We start from the raw sequence: 12,667 nt of genomic DNA, 5'->3' as shown, positions 1-12,667 counted from the left end.
GCCAGTCCCGGGATATTGCCATGTCAGAACCGCTCCGCCGCCAGCGCCATCACCGGATCGGCGCCGCTTTCGATCCGCGCCAGATGCGCCGCGCAGGCGGGCAGTTGCCGCGCCATGTAATAGCGCCCGGTGGCGATCTTGGTCTCGTAGAAGTCACGGTCCCCCGCGCCCGCATCCAGCGCCGCATGGGCCGCCGCCGCCATCCGCACCCACATCAGGCCAAGGCAGACATGCCCCATCATATGCAGGAAGTCATGCGACCCGGCCAGCGCGGCATTGGGGGTCTTCATCCCGTTCTGCATGAAGAACATTCCCGCCGCCTGAAGCTGCTTCGACGCGGCCTTCAGCGCCTCGGTGAAGGGCGCCATGCGTGGGTCGTCATGCGCCTTGCATTCGGCCTTGACCATCTCGAAGAAGGCCATGACATGTTTGCCGCCGTCCTGCGCGAGCTTGCGGCCCACCAGGTCCAGCGCCTGCACCCCGTTCGCGCCTTCGTAGATCATCGCGATCCGGGCATCGCGGGCGAATTGCGACATGCCCTGTTCCTCGATGTAGCCATGTCCGCCGAAGACCTGCTGCGCCAGAACGGTGCCCTCGAACCCCTTGTCGGTCAGGAAGCCCTTGATGACCGGGGTGAGCAGCGAGATCAGCCCCTCCGCCGCCGCATCGCCCGCATGCGCCCGGTCGATCAGTTGCGCGCCCCAGAAGGTGAAGGCCCGCGCGCCTTCCAGGAACGATTTCTGGTCCATCAGCATGCGGCGGATGTCCGGGTGCACGATCAGCGGATCGGCCGGGCCCTGCGGGTTTTCCGCCCCCGTCACCGCGCGGCCCTGTAGCCGGTCGCGGGCATAGGCCACGGCGGCCTGATAGGCGGCCTCGGCCACGGCATAGCCTTGCAGGCCGACGCCCAGGCGGGCCTCGTTCATCATCGTGAACATCGCCCGCATGCCCTTGTGCAGATCGCCCAGCAGGTAGCCGGTCGCACCGTCGTAATTCATCACGCAGGTGGCATTGCCGTGGATGCCCATCTTCTCCTCGATCTTGCCGACCGAGACCGCGTTGCGCGCGCCCAATGTGCCGTCTTCGTTCACCAGCACCTTCGGCACGATGAAGAGCGAAATCCCCTTCGTCCCTTCGCCGCCGCCCGGCGCCTTGGCCAGCACCAGATGGATGATGTTTTCGGCCAGATCGTGATCGCCCGCCGAAATGAAGATCTTCTGCCCGGTGATGCGGAAGCTGCCATCCGCCTGCGGCTCGGCCTTCGTGCGCAGAAGGCCGAGGTCCGTGCCGCAATGCGGTTCGGTCAGGTTCATCGTCCCGGTCCAGTCGCAGGCGATCATCTTCGGCAGATACAGCGCCTTTTGCGCGTCGCTGCCATGGGTATGGATCGCCGAGACCGCGCCATGCGTCAGCCCCTGATACATGTTGAACGCCATGTTCGCCGAAACGAACATCTCGCCCACCGCGCAGTTCAGCAGATAGGGCATGCCCTGTCCGCCATAGGCCGGATCACAGTCGAGCGCGGTCCAGCCGCCCTCCTTCATCGCGGCGAAGGCGGGTTTGAAACCGTCCGGGGTGCGGACGATGCCGTTTTCGAGCACGCAACCCTCGGTATCCCCGACCGCGTTGAGCGGTGCGAGAACCTCGGACGCCACCTTGGTCGCCGCCTCCAGAACGGCCCCGGTGAACTCACGGTCCATCTCTTCGTTCGCCTCCGAGGCCCGCAGAACCTCGTGCAGCACGAATTGCATGTCACGCGTATTGGCGGTGTAGTTCGGCATCGTCTCCTCCCGATATGCCTATATCGCGGCGGCGCGGCCCTCCGGTTTTTCGCCGGTAAGCTGTCGCTCGCCCCAGTCTATCTGTTCGCTCAGCTCGGTGATCGCCTGAGACAGTTCGTCACGTTGCTGGGTCATCTCCTTCAGCCGATGCTTGGCCACCCTGAGCGTTTCGGCCAGTTGCGTGCGCTGCTGGTCCCCCATGTCATAGAGGCCCAGCAACTGCCGGATATCCTCCAGGCTGAAGCCGAAGCGCTTGCCGCGCAGGATCAGCTTCAACCGCGCCCGGTCGCGCCGGGTGAACAGGCGTTTCTGCCCCTCGCGGATCGGGAACAGCAACTCCTTCGCTTCGTAGAAGCGCAGGGTGCGCGGCGTCACGCCGAAGGCGTCACACATCTCCCGGATCGTCATCACCTCTTCGCTCATGGACATCCTCCCTTGTCCTCCCTCGTCCGTGCCGAGCGGGTGGATCGCCTCCTCCCGGACAGCATAGCAGCATAGTTGACGCGCACGTCATCATGACGTCGCGTCATCTCTCCCCGTGACGTAGTGTCAGAAAAACGGGCGCTTGCGTAAAGCGAAATCCGTGGGGGCGGAGGGGTCAGTCCTGGCCGATCAGCCCGGCAACCTCGTCGCGCAGCTGCTTCAGGTCGGCGATCGTCGTGGCCAGATCCTCCTGCTGCCTGCGCAGCGTGACCAGTTGCCGGTCGGCCAGATCCACCCAGACGCGATACTGCTCGCGCGTGCCCTTCTGATCATAGATTTCGAGCCACTGGCGCAGTTCTTCGAGCGAAAAGCCGAACCGCCGCCCGCGCAGGATCAGCGTCATCCGCGCCACCTCGCGCGGGCCATAAAGACGGGAACGCCCCTGTTTCTGCGGCGAGAGCAGTTCGATATATTCGTAGTAGCGCAGGGTGCGCGGGGTCACGTCGAAACGCGCGCACATTTCCTTGAAGCTCAGCAAATCGGTCATTCCGGTCTCCCTCGGGGGCAGGCTAGCGTGCGATCCCGGCGGCTTCAACCGCTTGCATGGCGCCCGGCGCGGGGGGATAGTGGCGCGTCGGACAAAGGAAGGCGCATGACCCAACCCGAGGACAAGGACGGGCTGCTTGCACAGGCGCGGCAGTTCATCGAACGGATCCCGCACAGCCGGGCGCTGAACATGCAGCTTGAGGAGATCGGCGCGGGGAGGGCGGTGATTTCGATGCCCTGGGACGAGAAGCTGGTGGGTGATCCGCGCACCGGGGTGATCCATGGCGGGGCGGTCTCGGCGCTGATGGATACCTGCTGCGGGGCGGCGGTGATGAGCCATCCGGAGGCGGGGCCGGTGACGGCGACGATCGACCTGCGGATCGACTACATGCGCGCGGCGACGCCACGGCAGCGGATCACCGCGCGGGCCATGGTCTATCACGTCACGCGGACGGTGGCCTTTCTGCGTGCCAGCGCCCATGACGAGGAAGACGGCCTGCCGGTGGCGACCGCCACGGGGGCCTTTACCGTCGAACGCAGGGAGCCCGCGCCATGACCCGCCCGAAGCCCGAACCCGTCCAGGTGGTGAAGCAGCGCCGTGATGCCGCGCTGAATGCGCTGGTGGCGGGGGTGCCCTATATCGGGTTTCTGGGGATCCGGTTCGACCGGCGCGGCGACGAGCTGACCGCGATCCTGCCCTATGACGAAAAGCTGATCGGCAACCCGTTCCTGCCGGCGCTGCATGGCGGCGCGACGGCGGCCTTTCTGGAGGTGGCGGCGATCGTCGAGTTGTCGTGGTCGATGCTGTGGGAGGGGGTCGAATCCGGTGCGGTGGATCCTTCGGGGCCGCTGCGCCTGCCGAAGACGATTGATTTCACCGTGGACTACCTGCGCTCGGGCCTGCCGCGCGACGCCTATGCGCGGGCGCGGGTGAACCGGTCCGGGCGGCGCTATGCTTCGGTGCATGTCGAGGGCTGGCAGGACAACCGCAGCCGGTTGTTCGTGCAGGCGACCGGGCATTTCCTGATGCCGGAGCGCTAGGCCGGGGGGCGCCGGGGCGGGGGCATCGAGCCCCCGCCCCGGCGTCGGCAGGCGGAGCCTGCCTCAGCGCACCATCCCCATGATGTCGAGAGCCCGTTCGAGGATCGGCTGGGCGATGCCTCGCGCGCGGGCCGAGCCTTCGCGCAGGATGCGGTCGATTTCCGCCGGATCGTTGCCGAGGCGTGCCATTTCGGCTGAGATCGGGGCGAGCTTCGCCACAGCCAGATCGGCCAGCGCGGGTTTGAACACGCCCCAGCCCTTGCCGCCGAATTCCGCGATCACCGCTTCGGGCGTGCTGTCGGCGAGCGCCGCGTAGATGTTGACGAGGTTGCGCGCCTCGGCCCGGGGGGCGAGCCCTTCGATCGTTTCGGGCAGCGGTTCGGGATCGGTCACGGCCTTGCGGAATTTCTTCGCGATCGTATCGGCGTCGTCGGTCAGGTTGATCCGGCTGGCCTCGGCGGGATCCGATTTCGACATCTTCTTCGTGCCGTCCTTCAGGCTCATCACCCGGGTCGCGGCGCCTTCGATCAGGGGTTCCGGCATCGGGAAGAAATCGGTGCCGTAATCGTGGTTGAACTTTGCCGCGATGTCGCGGGTGAGTTCGAGGTGCTGCTTCTGATCCTCGCCCACCGGCACCATCGTCGCGTGATAGGTCAGGATGTCGGCGGCCATCAGCGAGGGATAGGCGAGCAGCCCGAGCGAGGAATTCTCGGCATTCTTGCCCTGCGTCTTGTCCTTGAACTGCGTCATCCGATACATCCAGCCGATCCGGGCGACGCAGTTGAGCAGCCAGGCCATTTCCGCATGGGCGGAGACCTGGCTCTGGTTGAACAGGATCGACTTCGCCGGATCCACGCCCGAGGCGATGAAGGCCGCCGCCGCCTCCCGCGTCTGGCGTTTCAGTGCGGCGGGATCCTGCCAGACCGTGATCGCATGCAGATCGACGAGGCAATAGATCGTCTCGACGCCTTCGTCCTGCTTCTGCGCGAAACGCTTCAACGCGCCCAGATAGTTCCCGAGCGTCAGGTTCCCCGAGGGCTGGATCCCCGAGAATACGCGCGGCGTGAACTTGGCGTTGGCTTGATCGGTCATGACATGCTCCTCAGCCGGGCTGGAAATCGGCTGTGGGAGGGCTTATCGCTAAAGCGCGCGGGGCGTCAACCGGACCCCGCCCGTAAGGGAGGCCGCATGCAGCCGGGGCAACACCATCAAGTCATCAACCCCTTGCCGCCGGTGGTCTGGCTGCTGGCGGGCCCGATCATCGCGGGGGAGATCCTGTTTGGCCTCGGGCAGACGGGGCTGGTCGGGGATCTGGCGCTCGGCTGGCGGCTGGATGCGTTGCAGCGCTTCGCCTTCGATCCGGAGATCCTGCGCCAGATGGTGATCCAGAACACCTGGCCGTGGAAGCAGGTGGCGCGGATCGTCACCTATCCCTTCGTGCATGGCTCGATGATGCACGCGGTGATGGTGCTGGTCTTCCTGCTCGCGCTCGGCAAGATGGTGGGCGAGGTGTTCCGCGGCTGGGCGGTGGCGGCGGTGTTCTTCGGCGCCACGATCGCGGGGGCGCTGGTCTATGCCGCACTGCCCTTCACGCGCGGCGCGCTCTATGGCGGCTATCCGGCGGCCTATGGGCTGATCGGGGCCTTCACCTGGCTGTTGTGGATGAAGCTCGGCATGGCCAATGCCAACCGGGGGCGGGCCTTCATGTTCATCGGCCTGCTGATGGCGGTGCGGCTGGTCTTCGGCCTGCTGTTCGGCGTCACGCCCGACTGGATCGCCGATTTCACCGGCTTCGGCGCGGGCTTTCTGCTGAGCTTCTTCGTCGCGCCGGGCGGCTGGCGGAATGTGCTGGCGATGCTGCGGCGCCGCTGACGTCCGGCGCCGAAAAAACGGGCGGATGGCCCGGGGCATGGTCCCGGGCGCGCCCCGGACGGGGAATGCGCTGGACATGCGGGCGCATGACGGACCCAATGGCCCCCTGATGCGTTACGACCGGGCAAGGAGTTCCGGGGGAGGGTTGGCGGCATGTTCATTCGGCTGGGATATGATGTCGCCCTGTCCTGTGCGCAGCCCACCGAATTCGTCTCGTTGCTCGACGTGCACCCGGACTGCGCCGAGCAGGTCCGGGCGCAGAGCGATCTGCACACCGCGCCGGCCGTCGAAACCACGGTCTATCTCGACAGTTATGGCAATGCCTGCCGCCGCCTGAGCGTGCCCGCCGGGGAATTGCGCCTGTCGCGTGACGTGGTGGTCGAGCATAGCGGCGCCCCGGATCCCGTCGATCCCGGGGCGCGGGAGGTTCCTGTCCACGATCTGCCGGGCGAGATCCTCGAATTCCTGCTGCCCAGCCGCTATTGCGAGACCGACCTGATGATGGATCTCGCCTGGCGGGAGTTCGGCGCGCTGGCGCCCGGCTGGGACAGGGTGCAGGCGATCTTCGGCTATGCGCACCGGCGGCTGACCTTCGGCTATGCCTTTGCCCGCGCGACCCGCACCGCCGCGCAGGCGCATGAGGAGCGCGTGGGCGTATGCCGCGATTTCGCCCATCTGGCTGTGACCCTGTGCCGCTGCATGAACATTCCGGCGCGTTATGCGAATGGCTATATGGGCGATATCGGCGTGCCCGCCGATCCGGCGCCGATGGATTTCAATGCCTGGTGCGAGGTCTATCTGGAGGACCGCTGGTTCACGCTGGACGCGCGGCACAACCATCCGCGTATCGGCCGGGTGGTCGTGGCGCGGGGGCGGGATGCGGCGGATGTCCCCTTGCTGCACAGCTTTGGCCCACATCGGCTGAAATCCTTCAAGGTCTGGACCTTCGAGCAGGACATGCCGCATCTGACGGCCCTGCCGTAGGGTGCTTCGCGGCGGCGCTGATGTGGTGTCGCGCGAGGCAGGGCATGGGCTGCGGCAGGGTGCCGACACCCTGCGGGAGTTCCCTTCGGTTCAGAAGGATTTCCCTGCCGCAAGACGGGCCTGCACCAGCCCGGCCGCGCGGGAAATGGCTGCCGCGCCAGGCAGGGCGTTGCGCAATTCGCTGGCCACATCTTCCAGCGCGGCATCACGGGTCGACCGCGCCAGCCCGGACAGGAACTGTCCGACATAGCCCACCGCCTCTGGGTCCGGTCGCTCGGCCAGCATGCGCACGACCTCGCTCAGATCGTCGCGCAGCGCGAGCGGATCGGGCGAGATCACCTCATCCGGGAGGGTGCGCGGCACCTTTGGCCGGGCCTCGGAAGGCAGGGCCATCAGGATCGCCTGCTGGAACAGCACAAGGCTTTCCAGCGGCTTCGCCAGAAACCCGTCGGCCCCGGCCTCCAGTGCGGTTTCGCGCAGCGCGGGATCGCCCGACAGGCCGATGATCGCCGGCGCGCTGCGCAAGGTATTCCGGATGTGACGGATCAGATCCGCGCCCGACCCGTCCGGCAGCCCCATGTCCACCACCACCACGCCGGGGCAGTAGGTTTGCAGGTGCCGGTAGGCGGCGCGCAGGCAATCGGCCCGGCGCAACCGCGCGCCCGAGCGCAGCGCCATCAGGCGCAGCGCCTCGGAGGCGAAGCGGCTGTCCTCGACCACGAGAACGGTCAGGCCGAGCAGCGGACGATCGGACGGTACGGGGCGGGAAATGAGATAGCGGGTGAGATCTTCGGTCATTGGAATAATCCTTGGCAGAGGAATCGCATTTGAGTCGATTAGGCGCGAATTTGGATAACGGTGGGTTAAGCCGCCCCGCCGCGCTTGCATCATTGTGCCGCGGCGCCTATTCCGTAAGCTGAATGATTGGGAGAGCTGCCATGATCGGACGTCTGAACCATGTCGCCATCGCCGTGCCCGACCTTGAGGCGGCATCGGCGAAATACCGCGATACGCTGGGCGCGAAGGTGAACCCGCCGCAGGACGAGCCGGATCATGGCGTCACGGTGGTGTTCATCGAACTGCCGAACACCAAGATCGAACTGCTGTATCCGCTGGGCGCGGACAGCCCGATCAACGGGTTTCTGGAAAAGAACCCCTCGGGCGGCATCCATCACATGTGCTTCGAGGTGGAGGACATCCTCGCCGCGCGCGACAAGCTGAAGGCCGAGGGGGCGCGGGTGCTGGGCAGCGGCGAGCCGAAGATCGGCGCGCATGGCAAGCCGGTGCTGTTCCTGCATCCGAAGGACTTCAACGGCTGCCTGATCGAGTTGGAACAGATCTGATGAACCTGACGGGCGGCATCGTGCTGTTCGCCGTGATCTGGTTCATGGTGTTCTTCGTCGTGCTGCCCATCCGGTTCCAAAGCCAGGAAGAGGCCGGGGAGGTGGTTCCCGGCACGCCGCCCTCGGCCCCGGCCGATGCGCGGATCGGGCGCAAGGCGTGGATCACCACGCTGATCGCGGTGCCGCTTTGGGCGGTGATCGCGGCGGTGATCCTGTCGGGGGTGATCACCATCCGCGATCTGGACTGGTTCGGGCGGATCCGCGACTAACGCGCGAGGCGGTGGAACAGGTGGGTGAAGGCCGCGGCCCCCACCACCGGCACGACGAGGTTCAGCACCGGCACCGCGAGCGGCAGCGCCATGAGCACGCCCGTCATCCAGACCGTCGGGGCGTTGCGCTGATACAGCGCGCGGGCGGCTTCGCGGCCCATGCGGCGCTGTGCCGCCATCTGGAAATATTCCCGCCCCAGAAGGTAGCCGTTCAGGGCCAGGAACAGCATCGGCGCGAAGGGAATGACGAAGGGATAGATCATCAGCGCGACGATATTCGCCGCCACGACCACCCCGAAGAAGCGCAGCGTTTCGCCCAGGCTTTCGAGGAAGCCGAGCGGGCGGACTTCGGGCAGGGTGGGGTAGTGGGTCTTCTCGACGAATTCGGCGACGTCTTCGAGGAAGAAGCCGGTGAAGATCGAGGCCACCGGCACCATCAGGAAGATCGAGGCGAAAAGAAAGAGGCCGATCGCCGTCCAGCCCGCCGCGGTGTGGATCCACGAAACCGGGCCGATCCAGGGCAGGCTGATCGAGTCGGGCGTGACGAGGCCGACGAGCCAGCCGAGGCCGACGGCGGCGGCGATGAGCAGGCCGAGGGCGAGGGCAATTCCCTTGAGCAGGATCTTCAGCGCGGCGGGGCGCATCAGATCCTGCCAGCCACGGGCAAGGGCGGTGAAGATCATCGGTCGAGCCAAGTGGTGATGGTGTCGATGTCCGGGCGGGGGCGATCCGGCGGGGTGAGGGTCTTCGTGCCGATATGGACGAGGCCCGCGACCCATTCACCGGGGGCCAGGCCGAAGGCCGGGGCGGCGAAGGCGCGGTCATGCGCGACCCAGCCGCTGAGCCAGCCCGTGCCCCATCCGGCCGCCAGCGCGGCATTGACGAGGCTGAGGCAGACGGCGCCGGCGGAGAGTTCCTGTTCGACGAGGGGCACCTTTTCCGTGGAGCGGGGAACGGCGATCACGGCGACGCAGAGCGGGCTTTGCGCGAACTGACCGATGCCCTTGCGCGCGACGTCCTCGGGCAGGGCCTGCGCCCGGGCATAGGCCTGCGCTTCGCCCGCCAACCGGTCGAGCGCACCGCGTTCGAGCACCACCAGCCGCCAGGGTTCGAGCTTGCCATGATCCGGCACACGGGTGGCGGCGGTGAGCAGTTCGCGCAGTTCGTCGCGCCCCGGGGCGGGGGTGGTGAGGGTTTTCGGTGGATGGGAGCGGCGGGTCAGCAGGAAGGTCAGGGCGCTGTCATTGCGGATATGGTCCACGGATGTCTCCGTCGTGTCGATGGGTGGCCTTCATATCGGCGCGGGGCGGGGCGATTGCAACGGTCTGCGGCGATGGATTAGATGGGCGGATGACCGATCTGACACATCTGGCCGTCCCGGGGGCGGAAATCGCGGTGCGGGTGACGCCGAAGGCCTCGCGCAATGCGCTGGTTCTGGCCGAGGAGGGGGTGCGGGCCTATGTCACCGTCGTGCCCGAGGATGGCAAGGCCAATGCGGCGGTGGTGAAGCTGCTGGCGAAGGCGCTCGGGGTGGCGAAATCGCGGCTGGTGCTGGTGCGGGGGCAGACCTCGCGCGACAAGGTGTTCCGGCTGGAGTGAGGGGCCAACGCGCGGCGAGCGGGTGCCCCGGTCCACGGTTGGCCCCGCGTGGCGGGGGCCGGGCCGGAGCCGTGGGGGCAGGGGTTACTTTGCGGCCGGGGTGGTTGGGTGCAGGCGGTAGACCCCTTCGGGCAGGTTCAGCGCGGCGGCGAGTTCGCGCAGCTGGGCATGCGAGAACACCACGCGGTTGACGGCATCGGTCTGATCATCGACCTGCTCGACCACGACGCAATCGTCGAAGGACTGGATCGTGATGTCTTCCTGAAGATAGTCGCGCGGATCGTCCCCTTCGTCGACGAGGGTGATCACGGTGGCGTCGAATTCGTGCTCGATGGTGAACATGTCCGGATGCTAGCCCGGGATGGCGGAATGGGGAAGCGGAAACTGTGATTGCGTTGCGCGGGGCGCGTTGTAGATTTGGCGCGTGTCGTGGTGAGAGGGTGTGTTCCGATGATCCGTTTCTGCCTGGGGGTGTTGGTCGCCGTGGCGCTGGCGGGCTGTGAGGCGCCGCGCATGCAGCGCGCGCCCGTGTCGGCGCCGGTTTCGGTGCAGCCCGACACCGGGCGGCTGCCGCCGCGTCAGGCGGCGGCGAATTTCGTGGCCGTCGCCGGTGCGATGGAGCCGAAGATCGAGCAGGAATGCAGGGCGCGCACCCGTGGGCAGCGAAGCTGCGATTACCGGATCATGATCGACGATCGGCCAACCCGGTCGCCCAATGCGTTCCAGACGGTGGACAAGGCGGGCAATCCGGTGATTGCCTTCAACCTCGCGCTGATCGCGGAGGCGCGCAATCCCGATGAGCTGGCATTCGTCATGGGGCATGAGGCGGCGCACCATATCCTTGGGCACCTGTCGTCGAAATCGCGCGATGCGTCGGCGGGGGCGCTGATCATGGGGGTTCTGGCCGCGGCCTCGGGCGCCGATCCGGACATGATCAGCCAGGCGCAGAACATGGGCGCCAATGTCGGCAGCCGGGCCTATTCCAAGAACTACGAACTGGCGGCGGATCGGCTGGGCGCGGTGATTACCTGGAACGCGGGCTATGATCCGATGAGGGGGGCGCAGTTCTTCACCCGGCTGGCGGATCCGGGGGATACGTTCCTCGGCTCGCATCCGGCGAATGGCGAGCGGCTGGAGGTCGTGCGCCGCACCGTCGAACAGCTGCGATCCGGCGCGATCTGAGCCGGAAAACCCAATGCGGGTTGATTTGAATCATGGTGTCGCGGCCTGTCGCGGCGCAGCATTCCCACATTCGCAGAGAGGGAATGCCGATGCTCGGACACAGGACGCTCCACCGCCACGCCGCGATGATGAACCGAATGGCCGAGGTTCAGGGTCTCGACCTGATGGCCGAGATGGCGGCCGGAGCCCTTTCGGGCGAGGATTGGCGCGCGGCGGTGGTGCGCTGCACCGGCTGCGGCGATGCGGAGGAATGCCTGGCGTGGCTGGGCGTGCACCAGCCGCCCGAAAATGGTGCGGCGGCGCAGGTGCCTCCGGCCTTCTGCGTGAACCGGGAGTTGCTTGTGCATCTTCAGGCCAGTGGCGAGGAGGGCGCGTGATGGGAATGGCGGGGGATTCCGACCTGAACTTCTGGATCGTGCGGGGCCTCGCGCGGCGCATGGGCATCAGTGTCAGCGATGCGATGTTCGACGGGCGGCTCAGCCGGGCGGCGTTTTTCCAGATGGTGGAGCGCTGCCGGTCCTGCCAGCGGGGGGAAGCCTGCCTTGCGGCCATGGCGCAGCCGGTGGGGACGGTGCCGGATTGCGCGAATGCGCGGGAACTGGCGCGGCTGCACTGCTGAGCCTTGTCCGGCACGGGGCGGGCGGCTAAGGCGGGAGGATGGAACATCTGAGCTATACCCCCCGTGGCACGCTGGTGCCGAACCGGATTCTGGCGGATCTGACCTGGCTGCGGGTCGGCGGCCCGGCGGATTGGTTTTTCCAACCTGCGGATGAGGCGGATCTGCGCGATTTCCTGCGCGCGCTGCCCCCGGAGGTGGCGGTTTTCCCGATGGGTGTGGGCTCAAACCTGATCGTGCGCGATGGCGGGATCCGGGCGGTGGTGATCCGGCTCGGGCGCGGGTTCAACGGTGTCGAGATCGGCGAGACGGTCACCGCCGGGGCGGCGGTTCTGGATTCGATCGTTGCGCGCAAGGCGGCGGAGGCGGGGCGCGACCTGACCTTCCTGCGCACCATTCCGGGTTCCGTCGGCGGTGCGGTGCGGATGAACGCGGGCTGCTACGGCAGCTATGTCGCGGATCACCTGATCGCCGCGCGGGTGGTGCTGCGCTCGGGCGAGGTGGCGGAGATGACGCCCGAGGATCTGCATCTGGCCTATCGGTCGAGCGTGCTGCCCGAAGGCGCGGTGATCGTCTCGGCGCGGTTCCGGGCGGAGCCGGGCGATCCGGCGGCGCTGGCCGCGCGGATGGCGGAACAGATCGCGAAACGCGATGCCTCGCAGCCGACGAAGGACCGCTCCGCCGGGTCCACCTTCCGTAATCCGGCGGGGTTTTCCTCGACCGGGCGGGCGGATGACGTGCATGACCTGAAGGCGTGGAAGGTGATCGACGTTGCGGGCATGCGCGGCGCCCGCCGTGGCGGCGCCCAGATGAGCGAAATGCATTCCAATTTCATGATCAACGCCGGGGGCGCGACGGCGCGCGATCTGGAGGATCTGGGTGAAGAAGTCCGTAAAAAGGTTTTGCAGACGCAAGGAATTTCGTTACAATGGGAGATAATGCGCGTGGGTGAATACTGATCCCCGCGACGCGGCAAGAATGAACAATTTCCACGGGGAAAACCCCGGGTAG

19 protein-coding genes are annotated in these 12,667 nt (G+C 66.9%); 11 read left to right on the top strand and 8 right to left on the bottom strand.

The features are described from left to right. Positions 1–23 precede the first annotated feature (23 nt). The 3 genes from QM789_RS14625 to QM789_RS14615 form a co-directional block, all read right to left on the bottom strand. Positions 24–1,781, bottom strand: a complete 1,758-nt coding sequence (locus tag QM789_RS14625; protein WP_420352597.1) for an acyl-CoA dehydrogenase C-terminal domain-containing protein — start codon at positions 1,779–1,781, stop codon at positions 24–26. A gap of 18 nt (positions 1,782–1,799) precedes the next feature. Then, positions 1,800–2,204 (bottom strand): MerR family transcriptional regulator, encoded by a 405-nt coding sequence (locus QM789_RS14620; protein ID WP_420352596.1) that lies wholly within the window; start codon positions 2,202–2,204, stop codon positions 1,800–1,802. A gap of 175 nt (positions 2,205–2,379) precedes the next feature. Next, the gene (locus tag QM789_RS14615; protein WP_420352595.1) at positions 2,380–2,751 is read right to left on the bottom strand and encodes a MerR family transcriptional regulator; all 372 of its coding nucleotides are present in this window, start codon (positions 2,749–2,751) and stop codon (positions 2,380–2,382) included. Between the two features lie 105 nt (positions 2,752–2,856). Here QM789_RS14615 and QM789_RS14610 point away from each other — a divergent pair, with 105 nt between their 5' ends. Together QM789_RS14610 and QM789_RS14605 are read left to right on the top strand one after the other, a co-directional pair. Next, the gene (locus tag QM789_RS14610) at positions 2,857–3,306 is read left to right on the top strand and encodes a PaaI family thioesterase (protein WP_420352594.1); all 450 of its coding nucleotides are present in this window, start codon (positions 2,857–2,859) and stop codon (positions 3,304–3,306) included. Next, positions 3,303–3,791, top strand: a complete 489-nt coding sequence (locus QM789_RS14605; RefSeq protein ID WP_420352593.1) for a PaaI family thioesterase — start codon at positions 3,303–3,305, stop codon at positions 3,789–3,791. The genes QM789_RS14610 and QM789_RS14605 overlap by 4 nt, the downstream gene beginning before the upstream one ends. A gap of 63 nt (positions 3,792–3,854) precedes the next feature. On the opposite strand, the gene trpS is transcribed toward QM789_RS14605, so the two are convergent. Then, positions 3,855–4,883, bottom strand: coding sequence for a tryptophan--tRNA ligase (gene trpS / locus QM789_RS14600; protein ID WP_420352592.1), 1,029 nt, complete (start codon positions 4,881–4,883; stop codon positions 3,855–3,857). A gap of 96 nt (positions 4,884–4,979) precedes the next feature. Between trpS and QM789_RS14595 the strand changes: the two genes are divergently transcribed. After that, positions 4,980–5,663 (top strand): rhomboid family intramembrane serine protease, encoded by a 684-nt coding sequence (locus QM789_RS14595; RefSeq protein ID WP_420352591.1) that lies wholly within the window; start codon positions 4,980–4,982, stop codon positions 5,661–5,663. Between the two features lie 153 nt (positions 5,664–5,816). Continuing rightward, positions 5,817–6,647 carry a transglutaminase-like domain-containing protein gene (locus tag QM789_RS14590; RefSeq protein WP_420352590.1) on the top strand — a complete coding sequence of 277 codons (831 nt, stop codon included), beginning with the start codon at positions 5,817–5,819 and terminating at the stop codon, positions 6,645–6,647. A 90-nt stretch (positions 6,648–6,737) separates the two neighbouring features. Here QM789_RS14590 and QM789_RS14585 read toward each other — a convergent pair whose 3' ends face one another. Next, the gene (locus QM789_RS14585; RefSeq protein WP_420352589.1) at positions 6,738–7,445 is read right to left on the bottom strand and encodes a response regulator; all 708 of its coding nucleotides are present in this window, start codon (positions 7,443–7,445) and stop codon (positions 6,738–6,740) included. 140 nt (positions 7,446–7,585) lie between these two features. On the opposite strand from QM789_RS14585, the gene mce reads away from it, so the two are divergent. Together mce and QM789_RS14575 are read left to right on the top strand one after the other, a co-directional pair. Further along, positions 7,586–7,990: a methylmalonyl-CoA epimerase gene (gene mce / locus QM789_RS14580; protein ID WP_420352588.1), complete on the top strand. Its 405-nt coding sequence runs from the start codon at positions 7,586–7,588 to the stop codon at positions 7,988–7,990. Continuing rightward, the gene (locus QM789_RS14575) at positions 7,990–8,259 is read left to right on the top strand and encodes a DUF1467 family protein (RefSeq protein WP_420352587.1); all 270 of its coding nucleotides are present in this window, start codon (positions 7,990–7,992) and stop codon (positions 8,257–8,259) included. Before mce ends, QM789_RS14575 begins: the two co-directional genes overlap by 1 nt. Here the strand turns inward: QM789_RS14575 and QM789_RS14570 are convergent. Together QM789_RS14570 and QM789_RS14565 are read right to left on the bottom strand one after the other, a co-directional pair. Next, entirely contained in the window at positions 8,256–8,942 is a 687-nt protein-coding gene (locus tag QM789_RS14570) for an EI24 domain-containing protein (RefSeq protein WP_420352586.1), read from the bottom strand. The genes QM789_RS14575 and QM789_RS14570 overlap by 4 nt on opposite strands. After that, a complete protein-coding gene (locus QM789_RS14565; RefSeq protein ID WP_420352585.1) occupies positions 8,939–9,520 on the bottom strand; it encodes a nitroreductase family protein in 582 nt (193 codons plus the stop codon). The genes QM789_RS14570 and QM789_RS14565 overlap by 4 nt, the downstream gene beginning before the upstream one ends. 89 nt (positions 9,521–9,609) lie before the next feature. Between QM789_RS14565 and QM789_RS14560 the strand changes: the two genes are divergently transcribed. After that, positions 9,610–9,858, top strand: coding sequence for a DUF167 domain-containing protein (locus QM789_RS14560; RefSeq protein WP_420352584.1), 249 nt, complete (start codon positions 9,610–9,612; stop codon positions 9,856–9,858). A gap of 84 nt (positions 9,859–9,942) precedes the next feature. Here the strand turns inward: QM789_RS14560 and QM789_RS14555 are convergent, their stop codons facing one another. Further along, a complete protein-coding gene (locus QM789_RS14555; protein ID WP_420352583.1) occupies positions 9,943–10,200 on the bottom strand; it encodes a hypothetical protein in 258 nt (85 codons plus the stop codon). Between the two features lie 108 nt (positions 10,201–10,308). On the opposite strand from QM789_RS14555, the gene QM789_RS14550 reads away from it, so the two are divergent. The 4 genes from QM789_RS14550 to murB all read left to right on the top strand — a co-directional run bounded on the left by QM789_RS14550 (position 10,309) and on the right by murB (position 12,615). Continuing rightward, positions 10,309–11,040: a M48 family metallopeptidase gene (locus QM789_RS14550; protein ID WP_420352582.1), complete on the top strand. Its 732-nt coding sequence runs from the start codon at positions 10,309–10,311 to the stop codon at positions 11,038–11,040. Between the two features lie 89 nt (positions 11,041–11,129). Then, positions 11,130–11,417: a DUF6455 family protein gene (locus QM789_RS14545; RefSeq protein ID WP_420352581.1), complete on the top strand. Its 288-nt coding sequence runs from the start codon at positions 11,130–11,132 to the stop codon at positions 11,415–11,417. Then, a complete protein-coding gene (locus tag QM789_RS14540; RefSeq protein WP_420353321.1) occupies positions 11,417–11,659 on the top strand; it encodes a DUF6455 family protein in 243 nt (80 codons plus the stop codon). The genes QM789_RS14545 and QM789_RS14540 overlap by 1 nt, the downstream gene beginning before the upstream one ends. Before the next feature lie 38 nt (positions 11,660–11,697). Continuing rightward, the gene (murB, locus tag QM789_RS14535) at positions 11,698–12,615 is read left to right on the top strand and encodes a UDP-N-acetylmuramate dehydrogenase (protein WP_420352580.1); all 918 of its coding nucleotides are present in this window, start codon (positions 11,698–11,700) and stop codon (positions 12,613–12,615) included. The last annotated feature ends 52 nt before the right edge of the window (positions 12,616–12,667 follow it).

The organism is Paenirhodobacter sp. (assembly GCF_047600745.1).
Classification (GTDB): Bacteria; Pseudomonadota; Alphaproteobacteria; order Rhodobacterales; family Rhodobacteraceae; genus Rhodobacter.
This window is presented reverse-complemented; position numbering and strand designations above follow the sequence as displayed.